General features: G+C 42.6%; 14 protein-coding genes. All 14 read left to right on the forward strand.

Annotated elements, in window-relative coordinates; translation table 11 throughout:
- The 14 genes from AC0KTX_RS01850 (at window position 1) to AC0KTX_RS01915 (ending at window position 12,636) form a co-directional block, all read left to right on the forward strand.
- Entirely contained in the window at window positions 1-975 is a 975-nt protein-coding gene (locus tag AC0KTX_RS01850; protein ID WP_063389407.1) for an ABC transporter substrate-binding protein, read from the forward strand.
- Entirely contained in the window at window positions 938-1,999 is a 1,062-nt protein-coding gene (locus AC0KTX_RS01855; protein WP_474250531.1) for a FecCD family ABC transporter permease, read from the forward strand. The genes AC0KTX_RS01850 and AC0KTX_RS01855 overlap by 38 nt, the downstream gene beginning before the upstream one ends.
- A 1-nt stretch (window position 2,000) precedes the next feature.
- On the forward strand, window positions 2,001-3,464 hold the full coding sequence (locus tag AC0KTX_RS01860) for an adenosylcobinamide amidohydrolase (protein WP_474250532.1): 1,464 nt from the start codon (window positions 2,001-2,003) through the stop codon (window positions 3,462-3,464).
- The gene (cbiB, locus tag AC0KTX_RS01865; protein ID WP_474250533.1) at window positions 3,461-4,444 is read left to right on the forward strand and encodes an adenosylcobinamide-phosphate synthase CbiB; all 984 of its coding nucleotides are present in this window, start codon (window positions 3,461-3,463) and stop codon (window positions 4,442-4,444) included. Before AC0KTX_RS01860 ends, cbiB begins: the two co-directional genes overlap by 4 nt.
- Window positions 4,404-5,483 carry a threonine-phosphate decarboxylase CobD gene (cobD, locus tag AC0KTX_RS01870; RefSeq protein WP_474250534.1) on the forward strand — a complete coding sequence of 360 codons (1,080 nt, stop codon included), beginning with the start codon at window positions 4,404-4,406 and terminating at the stop codon, window positions 5,481-5,483. The genes cbiB and cobD overlap by 41 nt, the downstream gene beginning before the upstream one ends.
- The gene (locus tag AC0KTX_RS01875; RefSeq protein ID WP_339194967.1) at window positions 5,477-6,046 is read left to right on the forward strand and encodes a bifunctional adenosylcobinamide kinase/adenosylcobinamide-phosphate guanylyltransferase; all 570 of its coding nucleotides are present in this window, start codon (window positions 5,477-5,479) and stop codon (window positions 6,044-6,046) included. The genes cobD and AC0KTX_RS01875 overlap by 7 nt, the downstream gene beginning before the upstream one ends.
- Window positions 6,043-7,545, forward strand: coding sequence for a cobyric acid synthase (locus AC0KTX_RS01880; protein WP_474250535.1), 1,503 nt, complete (start codon window positions 6,043-6,045; stop codon window positions 7,543-7,545). Before AC0KTX_RS01875 ends, AC0KTX_RS01880 begins: the two co-directional genes overlap by 4 nt.
- A gap of 1 nt (window position 7,546) precedes the next feature.
- Entirely contained in the window at window positions 7,547-8,344 is a 798-nt protein-coding gene (cobS, locus tag AC0KTX_RS01885; RefSeq protein WP_474250536.1) for an adenosylcobinamide-GDP ribazoletransferase, read from the forward strand.
- A complete protein-coding gene (locus AC0KTX_RS01890; RefSeq protein ID WP_474250537.1) occupies window positions 8,302-8,925 on the forward strand; it encodes a histidine phosphatase family protein in 624 nt (207 codons plus the stop codon). The genes cobS and AC0KTX_RS01890 overlap by 43 nt, the downstream gene beginning before the upstream one ends.
- The gene (locus tag AC0KTX_RS01895; protein WP_474250538.1) at window positions 8,877-9,311 is read left to right on the forward strand and encodes a bifunctional adenosylcobinamide kinase/adenosylcobinamide-phosphate guanylyltransferase; all 435 of its coding nucleotides are present in this window, start codon (window positions 8,877-8,879) and stop codon (window positions 9,309-9,311) included. The genes AC0KTX_RS01890 and AC0KTX_RS01895 overlap by 49 nt, the downstream gene beginning before the upstream one ends.
- Before the next feature lie 73 nt (window positions 9,312-9,384).
- Window positions 9,385-9,894: an ECF transporter S component gene (locus tag AC0KTX_RS01900; protein ID WP_474250539.1), complete on the forward strand. Its 510-nt coding sequence runs from the start codon at window positions 9,385-9,387 to the stop codon at window positions 9,892-9,894.
- Window positions 9,860-10,579, forward strand: coding sequence for an AIR synthase related protein (locus AC0KTX_RS01905; protein WP_474250540.1), 720 nt, complete (start codon window positions 9,860-9,862; stop codon window positions 10,577-10,579). The genes AC0KTX_RS01900 and AC0KTX_RS01905 overlap by 35 nt, the downstream gene beginning before the upstream one ends.
- A gap of 273 nt (window positions 10,580-10,852) precedes the next feature.
- The gene (locus AC0KTX_RS01910; RefSeq protein ID WP_474250614.1) at window positions 10,853-11,254 is read left to right on the forward strand and encodes a MerR family transcriptional regulator; all 402 of its coding nucleotides are present in this window, start codon (window positions 10,853-10,855) and stop codon (window positions 11,252-11,254) included.
- Window positions 11,255-11,340: 86 nt separating this feature from the next.
- Window positions 11,341-12,636 (forward strand): hemolysin family protein, encoded by a 1,296-nt coding sequence (locus AC0KTX_RS01915; RefSeq protein WP_474250541.1) that lies wholly within the window; start codon window positions 11,341-11,343, stop codon window positions 12,634-12,636.
- Window positions 12,637-12,955: the final 319 nt, after the last annotated feature.

Here is a 12,955-nt window from a genome sequence, read left to right on the forward strand (position 1 = left end):
ATGAAAAAACTATCTGCACTATTTTTAGCCTTATTACTTCTATTTGGAATTGCGGCTGGATGCGGCCAACAAAATACATCAGAGCCGTCTGAAAACAAAAGCAATCAAAAGACGGAAGAGACGGCTTCACAATTTCCGGTGAAGGTCAAGGACGGTTTAGGAAATGAGGTGACGGTAAACGAAAAACCGGAGCGGATTGTTTCGCTAATTCCAAGCAATACTGAAATTGCCTATGCTTTAGGGTTGGGTGAACAAATTGTCGGTGTAAGTGATAATGACAACTATCCGGAAGATGTTCAAAACAAAGAAAAGGTTGGCGGGATGGAATTTAATGTTGAAAAAATTATTTCTTTAAAACCGGATCTTGTTTTAGCGCATGCTTCCAGCGCCCATAACTCGCAGGAAGGGCTGAAGCAGCTGAAAGATGCGGGAATAAATGTTTTTGTAGTCGAAGATGCCCAATCATTTGATAAAGTGTATGACTCCATCCAGACAATCGGCAAAATTACAGGGACAAGTGACAAAGCCGAAGATATTGTGGCTGAGATGAAAACGAAACTGGCGGATATTCAAGAAAAAGGAAAAACGATTCCGGATGATCAAAAAGTGTCTGTTTTTGTCGAAGTGAATCCCGCACCACAAATCTATACGACTGGAAAAGGAACGTTTATGGATGAAATGCTAACGATCATTGGAGCAAAAAATGCAGCGGGCGATCAAGAAGGCTGGCCGCAAATGACGGAAGAAGCCGTTGTAAAACTGAACCCAGACGTCATTGTGACGACATACGGCTATTACGTCGATAAAGCTGTTGACCAGGTGTTGGCACGCAAAGGATGGGAAAATGTATCAGCGGTGAAAAATAAACGGGTTTACGATGTGCATTCCGACTTGGTGAGCCGCCCAGGCCCAAGATTGGTTGAAGGAGTAGAAGAACTTGCGAAAGCAATTTATCCGGATGTCTACAAAAAATAAACATGTGGTCGCCTATACGGCGACCGCTTGTTTTCTTATTTTTTCCGTCTTTTTAGGAATTTCTATCGGAACGTTTCACATCACGTTTAAGGATATTTTCCAAATAATTTTCAATCAACTGTTTCATATCGGTTTGGCGCCGGACATTGATGAAAGCATGAAAAGCATTGTGCTTGATATTCGACTTCCTCGTGTCGTTTTAGCCGGACTTGTCGGAGCCTCGCTTGCAATGGCGGGAGCTTGTTATCAAGGGCTTTTGCAAAACCCTTTGGCAGATCCTTATACGCTCGGTGTTTCATCAGGTTCTTCTTTAGGTGCTGTACTTGTTCTTTTTTTCGGCATTCAAATTCCTTTTTTCGGCTCATTCACTTTGCCGGTTGTCAGCATTTTTACGGGTTTTTTAACGATTTTGGCTGTGATTTTGTTCGCCAATTTCATTGAAAAAACGATGAGGATTGAAACGATTGTGCTGACCGGAATTATTTTAAGTTCCTTTTTAAGTGCTTTCATTTCGTTGATGATTGCCCTGACAGGCGAAGAATTGCGACAAATTGTCAACTGGTTGTTAGGAAGCGTTGCGATGCGCGGCTGGGGATACGTATTGATGCTTTTGCCATTTTTTTTAATCGGGTCCATTTTGATTTTTGTAAACGGAACAGAATTAAACGCTCTGTCCTTTGGCGAAGAAAAGGCGCAGCAGCTTGGGGTCCATGTAAAAAGGAGAAAGCTGTTTGTTTTAGCATCATCCTCTTGTTTAGCCGGTGCGGCCGTTGCCATCAGCGGAACGATTGGGTTTGTCGGTCTTGTCATCCCACATGTAAACAGGCTGCTATGGGGAAGTGATTATCGCCATCTTCTCCCTTTGTCCGCCATTCTTGGCGCCGCTTTTTTAATTTTGGCGGATCTCGTTTCAAGAACGATCGTGTCGCCGACAGAACTTCCGATCGGTGTGATCACGGCTTTGATCGGCGCTCCCAGCTTTGCCTTTATTTTAATGAAACAAAGAATGGAAAGAAGAGGGTAACATGCTGCAAGTCAAGAACATTTCGGGAGGCTATGAAGGGCGAAAGATTATCGAAAACCTTTCCTTCTCAGTAAAAAAAGGGGAAATATTTGGCATTTTGGGGCCAAACGGGAGCGGAAAGACGACACTATTAAAAATGATCAGCGGGATTCTTCCGGTTAAAAGCGGGACGATCGAGCTTGCCGGCAAACCTCTTTCTGCTTATTCTCCGAAAAAATTGGCGCAAAACATCGCTTCATTGCCGCAATTGCCGACGCAAATGTTCGATTATACCGTTTTGGAGACAGTGGCGCTCGGCCGTTATCCTTTTCAAACGGGTTTCTTCAAGCGGTTGACGGGAGAAGATGAACAAATCATCCAAAAGGCCATGGAGCAGACGAATATTTCCCACTTAAAAAATAAAGCGATCAATGAATTAAGCGGCGGGGAAAAACAGAGGGTTTTTTTAGCGCAGGCTCTTGTACAGAACCCCGTTTTGCTTTTATTGGATGAACCCACGAACCATCTTGATATTTCCCATCAAAAAATCATGCTTGATCAGTTAAAAAATTGGACACAATCAAATGGATTAACGGTTGTCTCAATTTTTCATGATTTGAATTTAGCAAGCCTTTATTGTGACAAACTGCTGTTATTAAAAGATGGAAAAGCGGTTGCCGTTGATAATTCATCTGTCGTGATGAACGAAAAAACGATTGAACAGGTGTATGGTGTTTCGATTGTCAAACAATCACATCCGGAGCTTGCCCGCCCGCAAATGCTGCTTATACCCGAACAGAAACAGGAAGAAACATATAAAGTGACAAAAAAGGACATTGTTCAGACGAAGGAACTCATCTATTTAAAAGCGGCATCGCCGCTCAAAACCCTTTCATCCGCCATTATAGGCGGAGGATTTGGCTGGCACAGCACTTTTGTCAATCGTCATGTCGATAAAAGCTACAATTGTCAAGACAGCCGTTCGGAAATGGCCGATTTTCTGCAGAAAAACGGGTTTGATCAACATGCAACAGTCGCCATGATGACTGCGGCTTGTTTGGAAGATGGGGTAGTCAGCGAGCTTGAAGCAGAAGGAGTCTCCGTTGTCATTGTTGTGACAGCAGGACTTTCCAATGCAGTGGATGCAGCAAATAGTATAAAACGGAAAGGCATAGCTTCAGGGACGATCAATACATGGGTTTTGATAAACGGACGGTTATCTGATCAAGCATTTATTGAAAGTGTGATGACGGCAACAGAAGCCAAAACGAAGGCGCTGGCTGATGAAAAAGTGTTGGATCCTGTCTCCAATACGATTGCAACAGGCACTTCCACAGACAGCATATTAGTGGCGGCCACGCAAAAGGGCATTTTTCATCAGCACGCTGGCACGATCACAACACTTGGAAGATTGATCGGCAGGGGGGTATATGAGAGTACAATTCAAGCGATTCAGCTAAATAAAAAAAGAAGGGGAAGGACATGACAGAACATGTAATTGCGATCATGCTGGCGTTTGTGATCGATCAAATCATCGGTGATCCGAAAAATGCCCCCCATCCCGTCCGCTTGTTTGGCTGGTCTATTGCGTTTTGCGAACGGCGCTTCAACAAAGGGCGCTTTAAGAAAGAAAAAGGTATGGCGATGATCATGCTGGTCGGTTTATTTTTTATGCTGGCCGCTTTTTCAATTGTGTCATTTTTCTCTAGGCTTCACCCAGCAGCGGGCATTTTTGCGGAAGCGGTGATCATTTCTTTTATGATAGCGGAAAAAAGTTTGCGGGAAGCAGCTTTGGCAGTTTATGAACCGCTTTGCCAAAAAAATCTCGTTTCGGCAAGAGAAAAGCTGTCATGGATTGTCGGCCGCGATACGGCAGATTTGCCAGAATCGGAAATCGTTCGGGGAACGGTGGAAACGGTAGCGGAAAATACGAGCGATGGCATTACCGCTCCGCTTTTTTGGGCGCTGTTCGGCGGAGCTCCTTTTGCGGTTTTGTACAGGGTCGTCAATACTGCGGATTCGATGGTAGGCTATCAAAACGAGAAGTTCGCTGAATTCGGGTTTGCTTCCGCCAAGCTGGACGATTTGTTGAATTACCTTCCGAGCCGTCTGACAGCTTTCATCATGGTACTTGTCAATCATCCGGCAAAAGGGATTCAAAAGCGGGAATGCTTTTCCATTCTGAAAAGGGATGCCCGCAAACACCCCAGCCCCAACAGCGGATTTCTTGAAAGCGCCATGGCTGCTTTGCTGGGTGTATCATTAGGGGGAATCAACCGTTATCAAGGGAAAATTTCCAATCGCCCTAAATTGGGAGACGGGGTTTATTCGCTAGAAGCAAAACATATTCACGATGCTATTGATATTATGAAAAAAACAGACAGGTTTTTCTTGCTATTTTTCATGATCGGAGGTGTATGCTTCGATGCTGCCATCACATGGAGCCAATCCATCTTATCTTTATAAATCATTGAACATCCGGATGCCGGAAAACATCATCGATTTCAGCGTCAACATCAATCCTTTCGGCCCGCCTGAATGCATCCGCAAAAACTGGGATCGCTTTTTTCCGTTTGTTGCCGATTATCCAGATCCTGATATGGCGGAATTGCGAGCGGTAATTGCCGGAAAGGAAAATGTTTCGCCTGAAAATATATTAATCGGAAACGGTGCCGCAGAACTTATTTTTATCATTGCAGCCGCCTTGCTGCAAAATGAAGACGTTTTGATCGTGGAACCGGCATTTTCAGAATACCGAAAAGCATGCGAACCGTTCTCAAGGCGGATTTCATCCTATGTTTTAAAAGAGGAAGACAATTGGGAGTTGAACGTTGAGAAGCTAACAGCGGCTCTTTCCGGGAAAAAAGCGTTTTTCCTCTGCCACCCCAACAATCCGACAGGCAAAGTATTTAACCGGGAAGCATTATTGGAAATCATTCAAGATGCCAAAAAGAAGCACGTGTTTGTCGTTCTGGACGAAGCATTCTATGATTTCGCCTTGGAAAACGTATCAATTCTGAATTGTTTATCATCTTTTTCCAATGTGATCATTTTGCGTTCTTTGACCAAAATGTATGCCATTGCAGGTTTAAGACTCGGCTTTTTGCTTGCCGATGAAACGGTCATCCAGAGACTAAAAAAATTTCAGGTGCATTGGAGCGTCAACGCCATTGGGCAGAGGGCGGGAATAGAAGCATTAAAGGACGAAGACCATGTCAAAAAAACAAAAAGAATGATCTCGCATGAACGGAAGCGAATGTTTGAACAACTCCATGAACTTGGTTTTGTGGTGGCGGACAGCTCTGTCAACTTTTATTTGTTAAGAGAGCAGCCAAAAAAAGATATGCTGCCTTTGATCCGCTTTTTATTGGAAAGAGGTATAGTGCCTAGACATACATACAATTTCAACGGGCTGTCCGGCAAATACATTCGTTTGGCGGTTAAGAGAAAAGAAGAAAACGACCGGCTTCTTTTAGCGCTTAAGGAGTGGAAGGACAAGTGTTGATCTTTGTGACCGGCGGGGTGAGAAGCGGGAAAAGTTCGTGGGCCGAATATTATTTGACGGCTAAAAAGAATCAGGCAAACCGCCTTGTTTATATTGCAACCTCATTTCCATCAGATGAAGAAATGAAAAAACGAATATTGCAACACCAGCTAAAAAGAGCCCAAGGCAGAGAAAAATGGCTGGCAATTGAACAGACAAATGATGTCGGCAAGTTGTCGGAAAAACTGCAAAAAAATGATTTTGTGCTGTTGGACTGTTTAACAACATTGTTGACAAACGAACTTTTTTTTCATGAACAACATGGTGAACGATGGCAGACCGCTTCTTTTCGCCAATATGTGTTGGAAAAAATCATCCGTGGTCTTTCTGAGCTGCAAAAAAGCTGCGAGCTATTTTGCATCGTCTCCAATGAGGTCAACTGGGAATTTCCAGCGCGGTCAAATGCAGTGTTCCAATATGTTCGCCTTCTCGGCCATCTCCATCAACAAATCGTTGAACGTGCGGATTTGGCGGTCAGAATGGAATTCGGCATTCCAGTTGCTATGAAGGGAGAACTACAATGAAAGGGATCATGATTCAGGGAACGGCTTCTGATGTTGGCAAAAGTTTCATTGCCACGGCATTTTGTGCTATTTTTCACAAACTTGGCTACAAGGTTGCTCCGTTTAAATCACAAAATATGTCAAACAACTCATATGTCACATTGGATGGAAGGGAGATCGGCAGGGCTCAAGGAATTCAGGCAGAAGCCGCCGGCACGGCGGCCTCCGTCTATATGAATCCGATTTTATTGAAACCGAAAAACGATTGCACTTCGGAAATCGTCTTGCTTGGCAAAAGCTATGAAACATTAGGCGGCCAAGATTACCGGGAAAAATTTTATCTAAAAGGGCTGGAAGCGATTCAGCTTTCACTGGAAAAGCTGTCGGAACAATATGATTTTCTCGTGATGGAAGGGGCAGGAAGTCCTGTTGAAATCAACTTGAAAGACAGGGAACTTGTCAACATGAAAGTGGCCGAACTGGCCGACGTTCCGGTGATACTGGTAGCAGATATCGATCGGGGCGGCGTGTTTGCCAGCATTATCGGGACGCTTGAACTTTTTTCCGAAGAAGAACGTAGCCGGGTAAAGGGGATTATCATCAACAAATTCCGAGGGGATCTCAGCTTGTTTCAACCCGGTGTGCAATGGCTGGAGGAACGGACGGGCATCAAAGTATTAGGGGTGGTTCCTTATGTTTCCGGACATATGATCGAAGGCGAAGATTCTTTGTCGCTCACCGAACGATTTGCCAACCAAAACAGGAGAGAAATTGACATTGCGGTGGTAAAGCTCCCCTATATATCCAATTATACGGACGTTGAGCCGTTTTTATTTGAAGAAGATGTTTCCATCCGACTTGTGTCCGGCCCGGATGAATTCGGCGAACCGGATGCCCTCGTGATTCCGGGAACGAGAAGCACGATTCACGATCTGCAACAATTGAAAAATAGCGGCTTGGCTCAAAAGATTAAAGCATACAACCAAACGGGCGGAACGATCATCGGCATTTGCGGCGGTTATCAAATGCTTTCAAGATACTTGTATGATAAAGCCGGATCGGATACAGGGGTGAAAGGACGTTATGAAGAAGGATTCAACATCCTCCCAGTGGGCACAACTTTTTATCATGAGAAAAAAACGGTGCGGAACAAAGGAATTATTCATCCGCAATCAGGTTTTCCCCAGTTTTTCGTGGAAGGGTATGAAATTCATTTAGGCGTAACCGAACCGATTGTTCCGCAAGCAGTGCGGCCTTTTATCAAGCTTTCGGACGGGACGGATGGCGCAGTGATCGACTCTGGAAGGGTGATTGGCACATATTTCCACCATATTTTTTTCAATGACGAATTCCGCACGGAATGGCTCAACAGGATTCGAGACCGGAAAGGACTTGAAAAAAAGCAAGTAAAATGGTTGAAAAAGGAAAAAACAAAAAAGTATGAACAGATTGCCCGACATGCCCAAAACCATATTCATATGGATGATTTGCTCAACATCATTCAATCGTGGGGGAAATGAAATGAGAACGGCCAGACAAATAATGGAGGGTTTTTTTCTTGCGCTCCAGTTTTTCACGATCATTCCGGTTCAAAAGGAGTTTGCAATAGATGAGAAACGGCTCAAATTTGCGGTGTTAAGTATGCCGATGATCGGGGCTTTCATCGGTTTGATAGGCAGTTTGATCATCTATATGGCAAAATTTTGGACACCATTGTCCAATTGGGCTTGCGCTCTTTTTCTTTTATTCTATTTTGTGGCGATAACGGGCGGCATTCATCTTGACGGTTTTACAGATACAGCGGATGCCTATTTTTCTTATCGCGACAAGGAAAAAAGGCTGAAGATTATGGAAGATCCCAGAGTGGGAACGTTTGGGGTGTTGGCGCTGCTGTTTTTGTTAGCTTTTCGCTTTTTGTTTATGGCGGAAATCATCGGGGCAATCGACAATTTTTGGTTTGCTGTGTTCATTCCGTTTTTTTCCCGTCTCATCGTTTGCGCTCTAATGATTGATGGTCCGGGAATGGCGAAACGGGAAGGGCTTGGGTACTTGTTTGCTAAAACGCTTGCCAAAAAAGATTTCGCCGTTCTGATCGGTTATTTGTTATGTTTTTTCATCGCCGTCCCCATGATCCCGGGTTTACCAGCCGTTTATCTTTTGATGGCCTTATCGTCTATTTTTCTTTATATGTACGCCCGCCGGTTTTTCCTTCAATCGTTCGGCGGCTTAACAGGAGATTCCTTTGGAGCAGTGATTGAAGGGAGTGAGACAGTTTTATGGATGGTAACGTGGTTGTTACTCTTATACGTCATGGGTTGACAGAAGCAAATAGACAAAAACGCTATATCGGCTGGACGGATGAAGCGCTGTGTGAAGAAGGAAAAAAAGCTTTGGAAAAAAGCCATTATCCAAAAGCTCCTGATCTGGTAATAGCAAGCGATTTGCAACGCGCCGCAGAAACGGCCGGCATCATTTACCCAAAACAAAAATTCGTTGCCTTAAAAGAACTTAGGGAAATGAATTTCGGCGATTGGGAACAGAAAACCTATTCCGAACTGAAAGGAGATGCCCGCTATCAAAGCTGGCTTCGCGATATGCTGCATCTTGAAGTGCCAAACGGAGAATCGTATCCAACCTTTTCAGAAAGGGTCAAAAGAGGCTGGGAAAAGACGGTCACCTATTTTTTTGATGAAACCATTTCCCACATTGCAATGATCACTCATGACGGCGTCATTCGCGAGATCCTTTATCGGTATGGACCCGAAGGATCATCATATTGGCAATGGCGCTTGGATCATGGAGCGTATTGTTCATTGACAGGAAAGCGGACAGATGTAAGGAGGGGAAAGCGGTGCATGTTGTTGTCGGCGGAGCGTTCAACGGAAAAAGAAAATGGGTGAAAGAGCATTACCGGCTGCAATCCGGCGCTTGCAAATGGTTTTGCGGCTACGTGAATAATGCCAAAATATCTGAAATTTATGAGACGGAGCATTTTCAAAAAATAACGGTCATTGAAGGAATTGAACAATATATTTTTCATCTGATCGATCAATCGTCGGACTGGCAAAAAAAGTGGGAAAAGATGATTTTCAACTGGCGTGAGTGGGAAGTAAAAAAGAGAGGAACAGTCATTATTATTGCCAATGATATGACAAAAGGCGTTGTTCCAATTGACCCATTGGAACGCAAGTGGCGGGATGTATGCGGGAGCTGCCTTCAACAATTGATTGCGAAAGCAGGACGCGTTGATATCATTTGGTATGGAATCAGTGAAAGATTAAAATAAAAGTACGGTTAAACTTCTTTCATTCGTTATATTAATGGGAAGATTGCGCAATTAAAAAGAAAGAGGGAACAGAATGAAACAATATGCGTATTTGATAATGTTTATTGCACTTTCCGTTGTCGGAGCATTTATTAAAATCCCCGCGTATATTTCGAGTGTTGCCCTTGATTCATTTCCAGCCCTTGTGGCCGCTGTCGTATTAGGGCCGGTTGCGGGAGCAGTTGCGGCTTTCTTTGGTCATATCATGTCAAGCTATCTCGCTGGTTTTCCGTTAGGAGCGTTTCATGCAATGATTGCAGTCGAAATGTTTTTGCTCGTTTGGGCATTTGGGGTGATTTACAGAAAAAACAAATACGCAGCAGCCGTTTTCTTTTTTATCGTCAATGGTTTTTTAGCTGCCGTTCCTTTTTCCTTTTTGATCGGGAAAGGCTTTTATTTCGGAGTGTTGCCGGGATTGGTCATCGGTACAGCCATCAATTTAATGATTGGTCATGCAGTAACCGTAAAACTTTTTCCTGTTTTAGAAAAACAAAGAGAGGTTCACCGCCATGAGAGACGTTATCATGATTCCGATATCAAATGATGAAGATCTTGTGATTGCCGCTGACAATTCCGGCGGTGTGGGACAAAAAATGTTTGATTACGTCAAAGTTGATTATGAAACGGTCGCTTATTATGGTTTAAGAGTAGCTTTATCCGAATGTTTAACAGTGGGGGCAAAGCCGCTTGCCATTGTCATGCAAAATCTCATCGGTGAAGACGAATGGATTCATTTAAAAAAAGGCTGTGAAACCCTTTTCTCGGAACTTAAGTGCGAACCGATTCCCATAACCGGAAGCACAGAAAGCAATTTCAAGATGGTTCAGTCCGCTTTTGGCATCATAGTCATTGGGAAGGTGAGAAGAGCAGACATCAAGGTTCGGAAAACGCCAAGCCATGCGAAATTTGCCTGCATCGGAAAACCGCTGTGCGGAGGCGAAGTAATCGAAAAAAAACATGAAATCGGGCCTCTGCCAATCATAAAAAAACTATTAGAATTGCCGTATGTATTTGAAATCGTTCCGATCGGCTCAAAAGGAATTCAATATGAATGGAAAAAGCTTTGTGAAGAAAACAAGTTAGATTATTGCCAAATCACTTCAACAGAAATTGATGTAGCAAAATCGGCCGGACCTGCCACATGTTTTTTAATCTCCTTTGATCCAAGCAGAATTGAAGACATTGCCAAGGCGGCAGGCGGGCATTTTTTCCAACTTAATACAAAATGAGGGTTCGAAAATCATGAGCCCAAACTATTAACTTGTTTCCTGTATTTTGGTGACTTTCATTTTGCTAACCAATTTTTTACAAAATGAAATTTATTTTTGAAACAGTTCCTAAATAGGCCTTGAACTAAAAATCAAACTGTGAAAGTAAGTTAGACATAAATGAAAAGTTTTTTGCTTGTTTTCCAAAACTAAAACGTTGACTGTACGGTTAATTTTTTGTAAATTAAAAATAATTCTATAAACAGGGGTGAATGTATTGGGAAGTATTATAGAATTGGAGAGTTAGCCGAAAGAACGAACGTGTCAAAACGAACGATCGATTATTATACGAAGATCGGCTTGTTGCATCCACGGCGCACTGATTCCAATTATCGCCTGTATGATGAAGAGGCGGTTGAAGCGATTGAATTGGTGAAGCGGTATAAAAAAATGAACTGCCCGCTTAATGAAATTAAAGATGTCATCGACATGATGCAATCAAAAACACTTTCAAATCAAAGCTTGGAAATGCATGTCGAACATATTGCCCAAATTATGCAAAATCTTGAAAAAGAAATAAAAGACATGCAGCAATTGATGGATCATATGAACGGGAAACAGCGCGCCATCATAATGGAAAAATTGTCTAAGCAAAGCGCCAATTTGGTGAAGGCGTTGCTGGTAATTTTTTATTAATCATATTCTCTTTTAGGAAAGTACTAAATAAAAGAAAGATTACAGGAGGTGTATTCCTTACTGTTTAGAAACGGTAAGGGAGATATTTGGAAATTTTTAATTTGCTTATAGTGGCCTTTTTAATTGCCCTATCAGGTTTTTTTGTGGCATCAGAATTCGCTATTGTCAAAGTCCGCACTTCAAGAATCGATCAGCTTATTTCGGAAGGAAATAAACAAGCGATCGCAGCCAAAAAGGTTATTTCCAATTTAGATGAATATTTGTCAGCTTGTCAGCTTGGAATTACCATCACCTCTTTAGGATTGGGCTGGATTGGTGAATCTACGGTCGAACATTTGTTGCATCCAATTTTTGTTTACTTTCAGCTTCCGACCTCAGTGACAACCGTTTTGTCTTTCGTTATCGCCTTTTCCGTTGTGACGTTTTTGCATGTTGTTGTCGGGGAATTGGCGCCGAAAACATTCGCCATACAAAAAGCAGAACATATCACGCTGCTTTTTGCCCGTCCGCTCATTTTGTTCGACAAAGTCATGAAACCGTTTATTAAGATTTTAAACGGCGCTGCGAGGCTTTTGACGGGTTTGTTTGGCCTCAAGCCGGCACAAGAGCATGAAATTGCCCATTCGGAAGAAGAATTGCGCATTATTTTGTCTGAAAGCTATAAAAGCGGGGAAATCAACCAGTCGGAATATAAATATGTCAACAACATTTTTGAGTTTGACAACCGCATTGCAAAAGAAATCATGGTTCCAAGAACAGAAATTGTTGCTTTTGATAAAGACATGAAATTAAAAGACTGCATTGAGATTGTCATGGAGGAGCATTATACGCGCTATCCCGTATTTAACGGCGATAAAGATAATATGATCGGAATCGTAAACATGAAGGAGGTGCTCACCGACTATGTCAAAGGAATCCAAGGAGAAAAAACGGTGGGTGAATATGTGCGGCCAGTCATTCATGTCATTGAAACGATTCCGATCCATGACCTGTTGGTTAAGATGCAAATGGAACGCATTCATATGGCCATTTTAATTGACGAATACGGCGGGACGGCAGGTCTAGTGACAGTTGAAGATATTTTGGAAGAAATTGTCGGGGAAATTCGCGATGAATTCGATGCGGATGAAACTCCGCAAATTAAAAAAATTACTGATTCAAAAACAGTTGTCGATGGAAAAGTTTTAATTGAGGAAGTCAATGATATTTTTGGCCTCCAGATTAAAGAGGCCGATGTTGATACCATTGGGGGGTGGATTTTAACCCAAAAAATGGATGCGAAAGTCGGAGATGAAATTGATTTTGATCATTATTCGTTTAAAATTCTAGACATGGACGGGTTTCATGTCAAAACGGTTGAAATTGCTGAAAGAAAATCATGAAATTAACGAAGATTTGCTAAAGATTCGCTTTTGGAAAGGACATTGAAAAAACGATAGGATCAACCAAAGGTCACCCGCTATCAGTGCAAAAGGGATTTTATCCTTTTTCTTTTAAAAAGAGGAAAAAAGAAGATTTTCCAGAACAAGCTTTTCTATACAAACAACAGTTTGTCTACCTTTATTTGGGATGAACATGGTTGCCAACTACAGCTTTAGCGGCGAATGAATAAAGATTCTAACTAACGGTAAAGGCTGTCGGGAAACTCTCCGACAGCCTGATTTTCACTTCACAACTTTTTGATAACGTCATGTTTTGCTT

The sequence above is a fragment of the Aeribacillus sp. JST-2 genome (assembly GCF_056032925.1).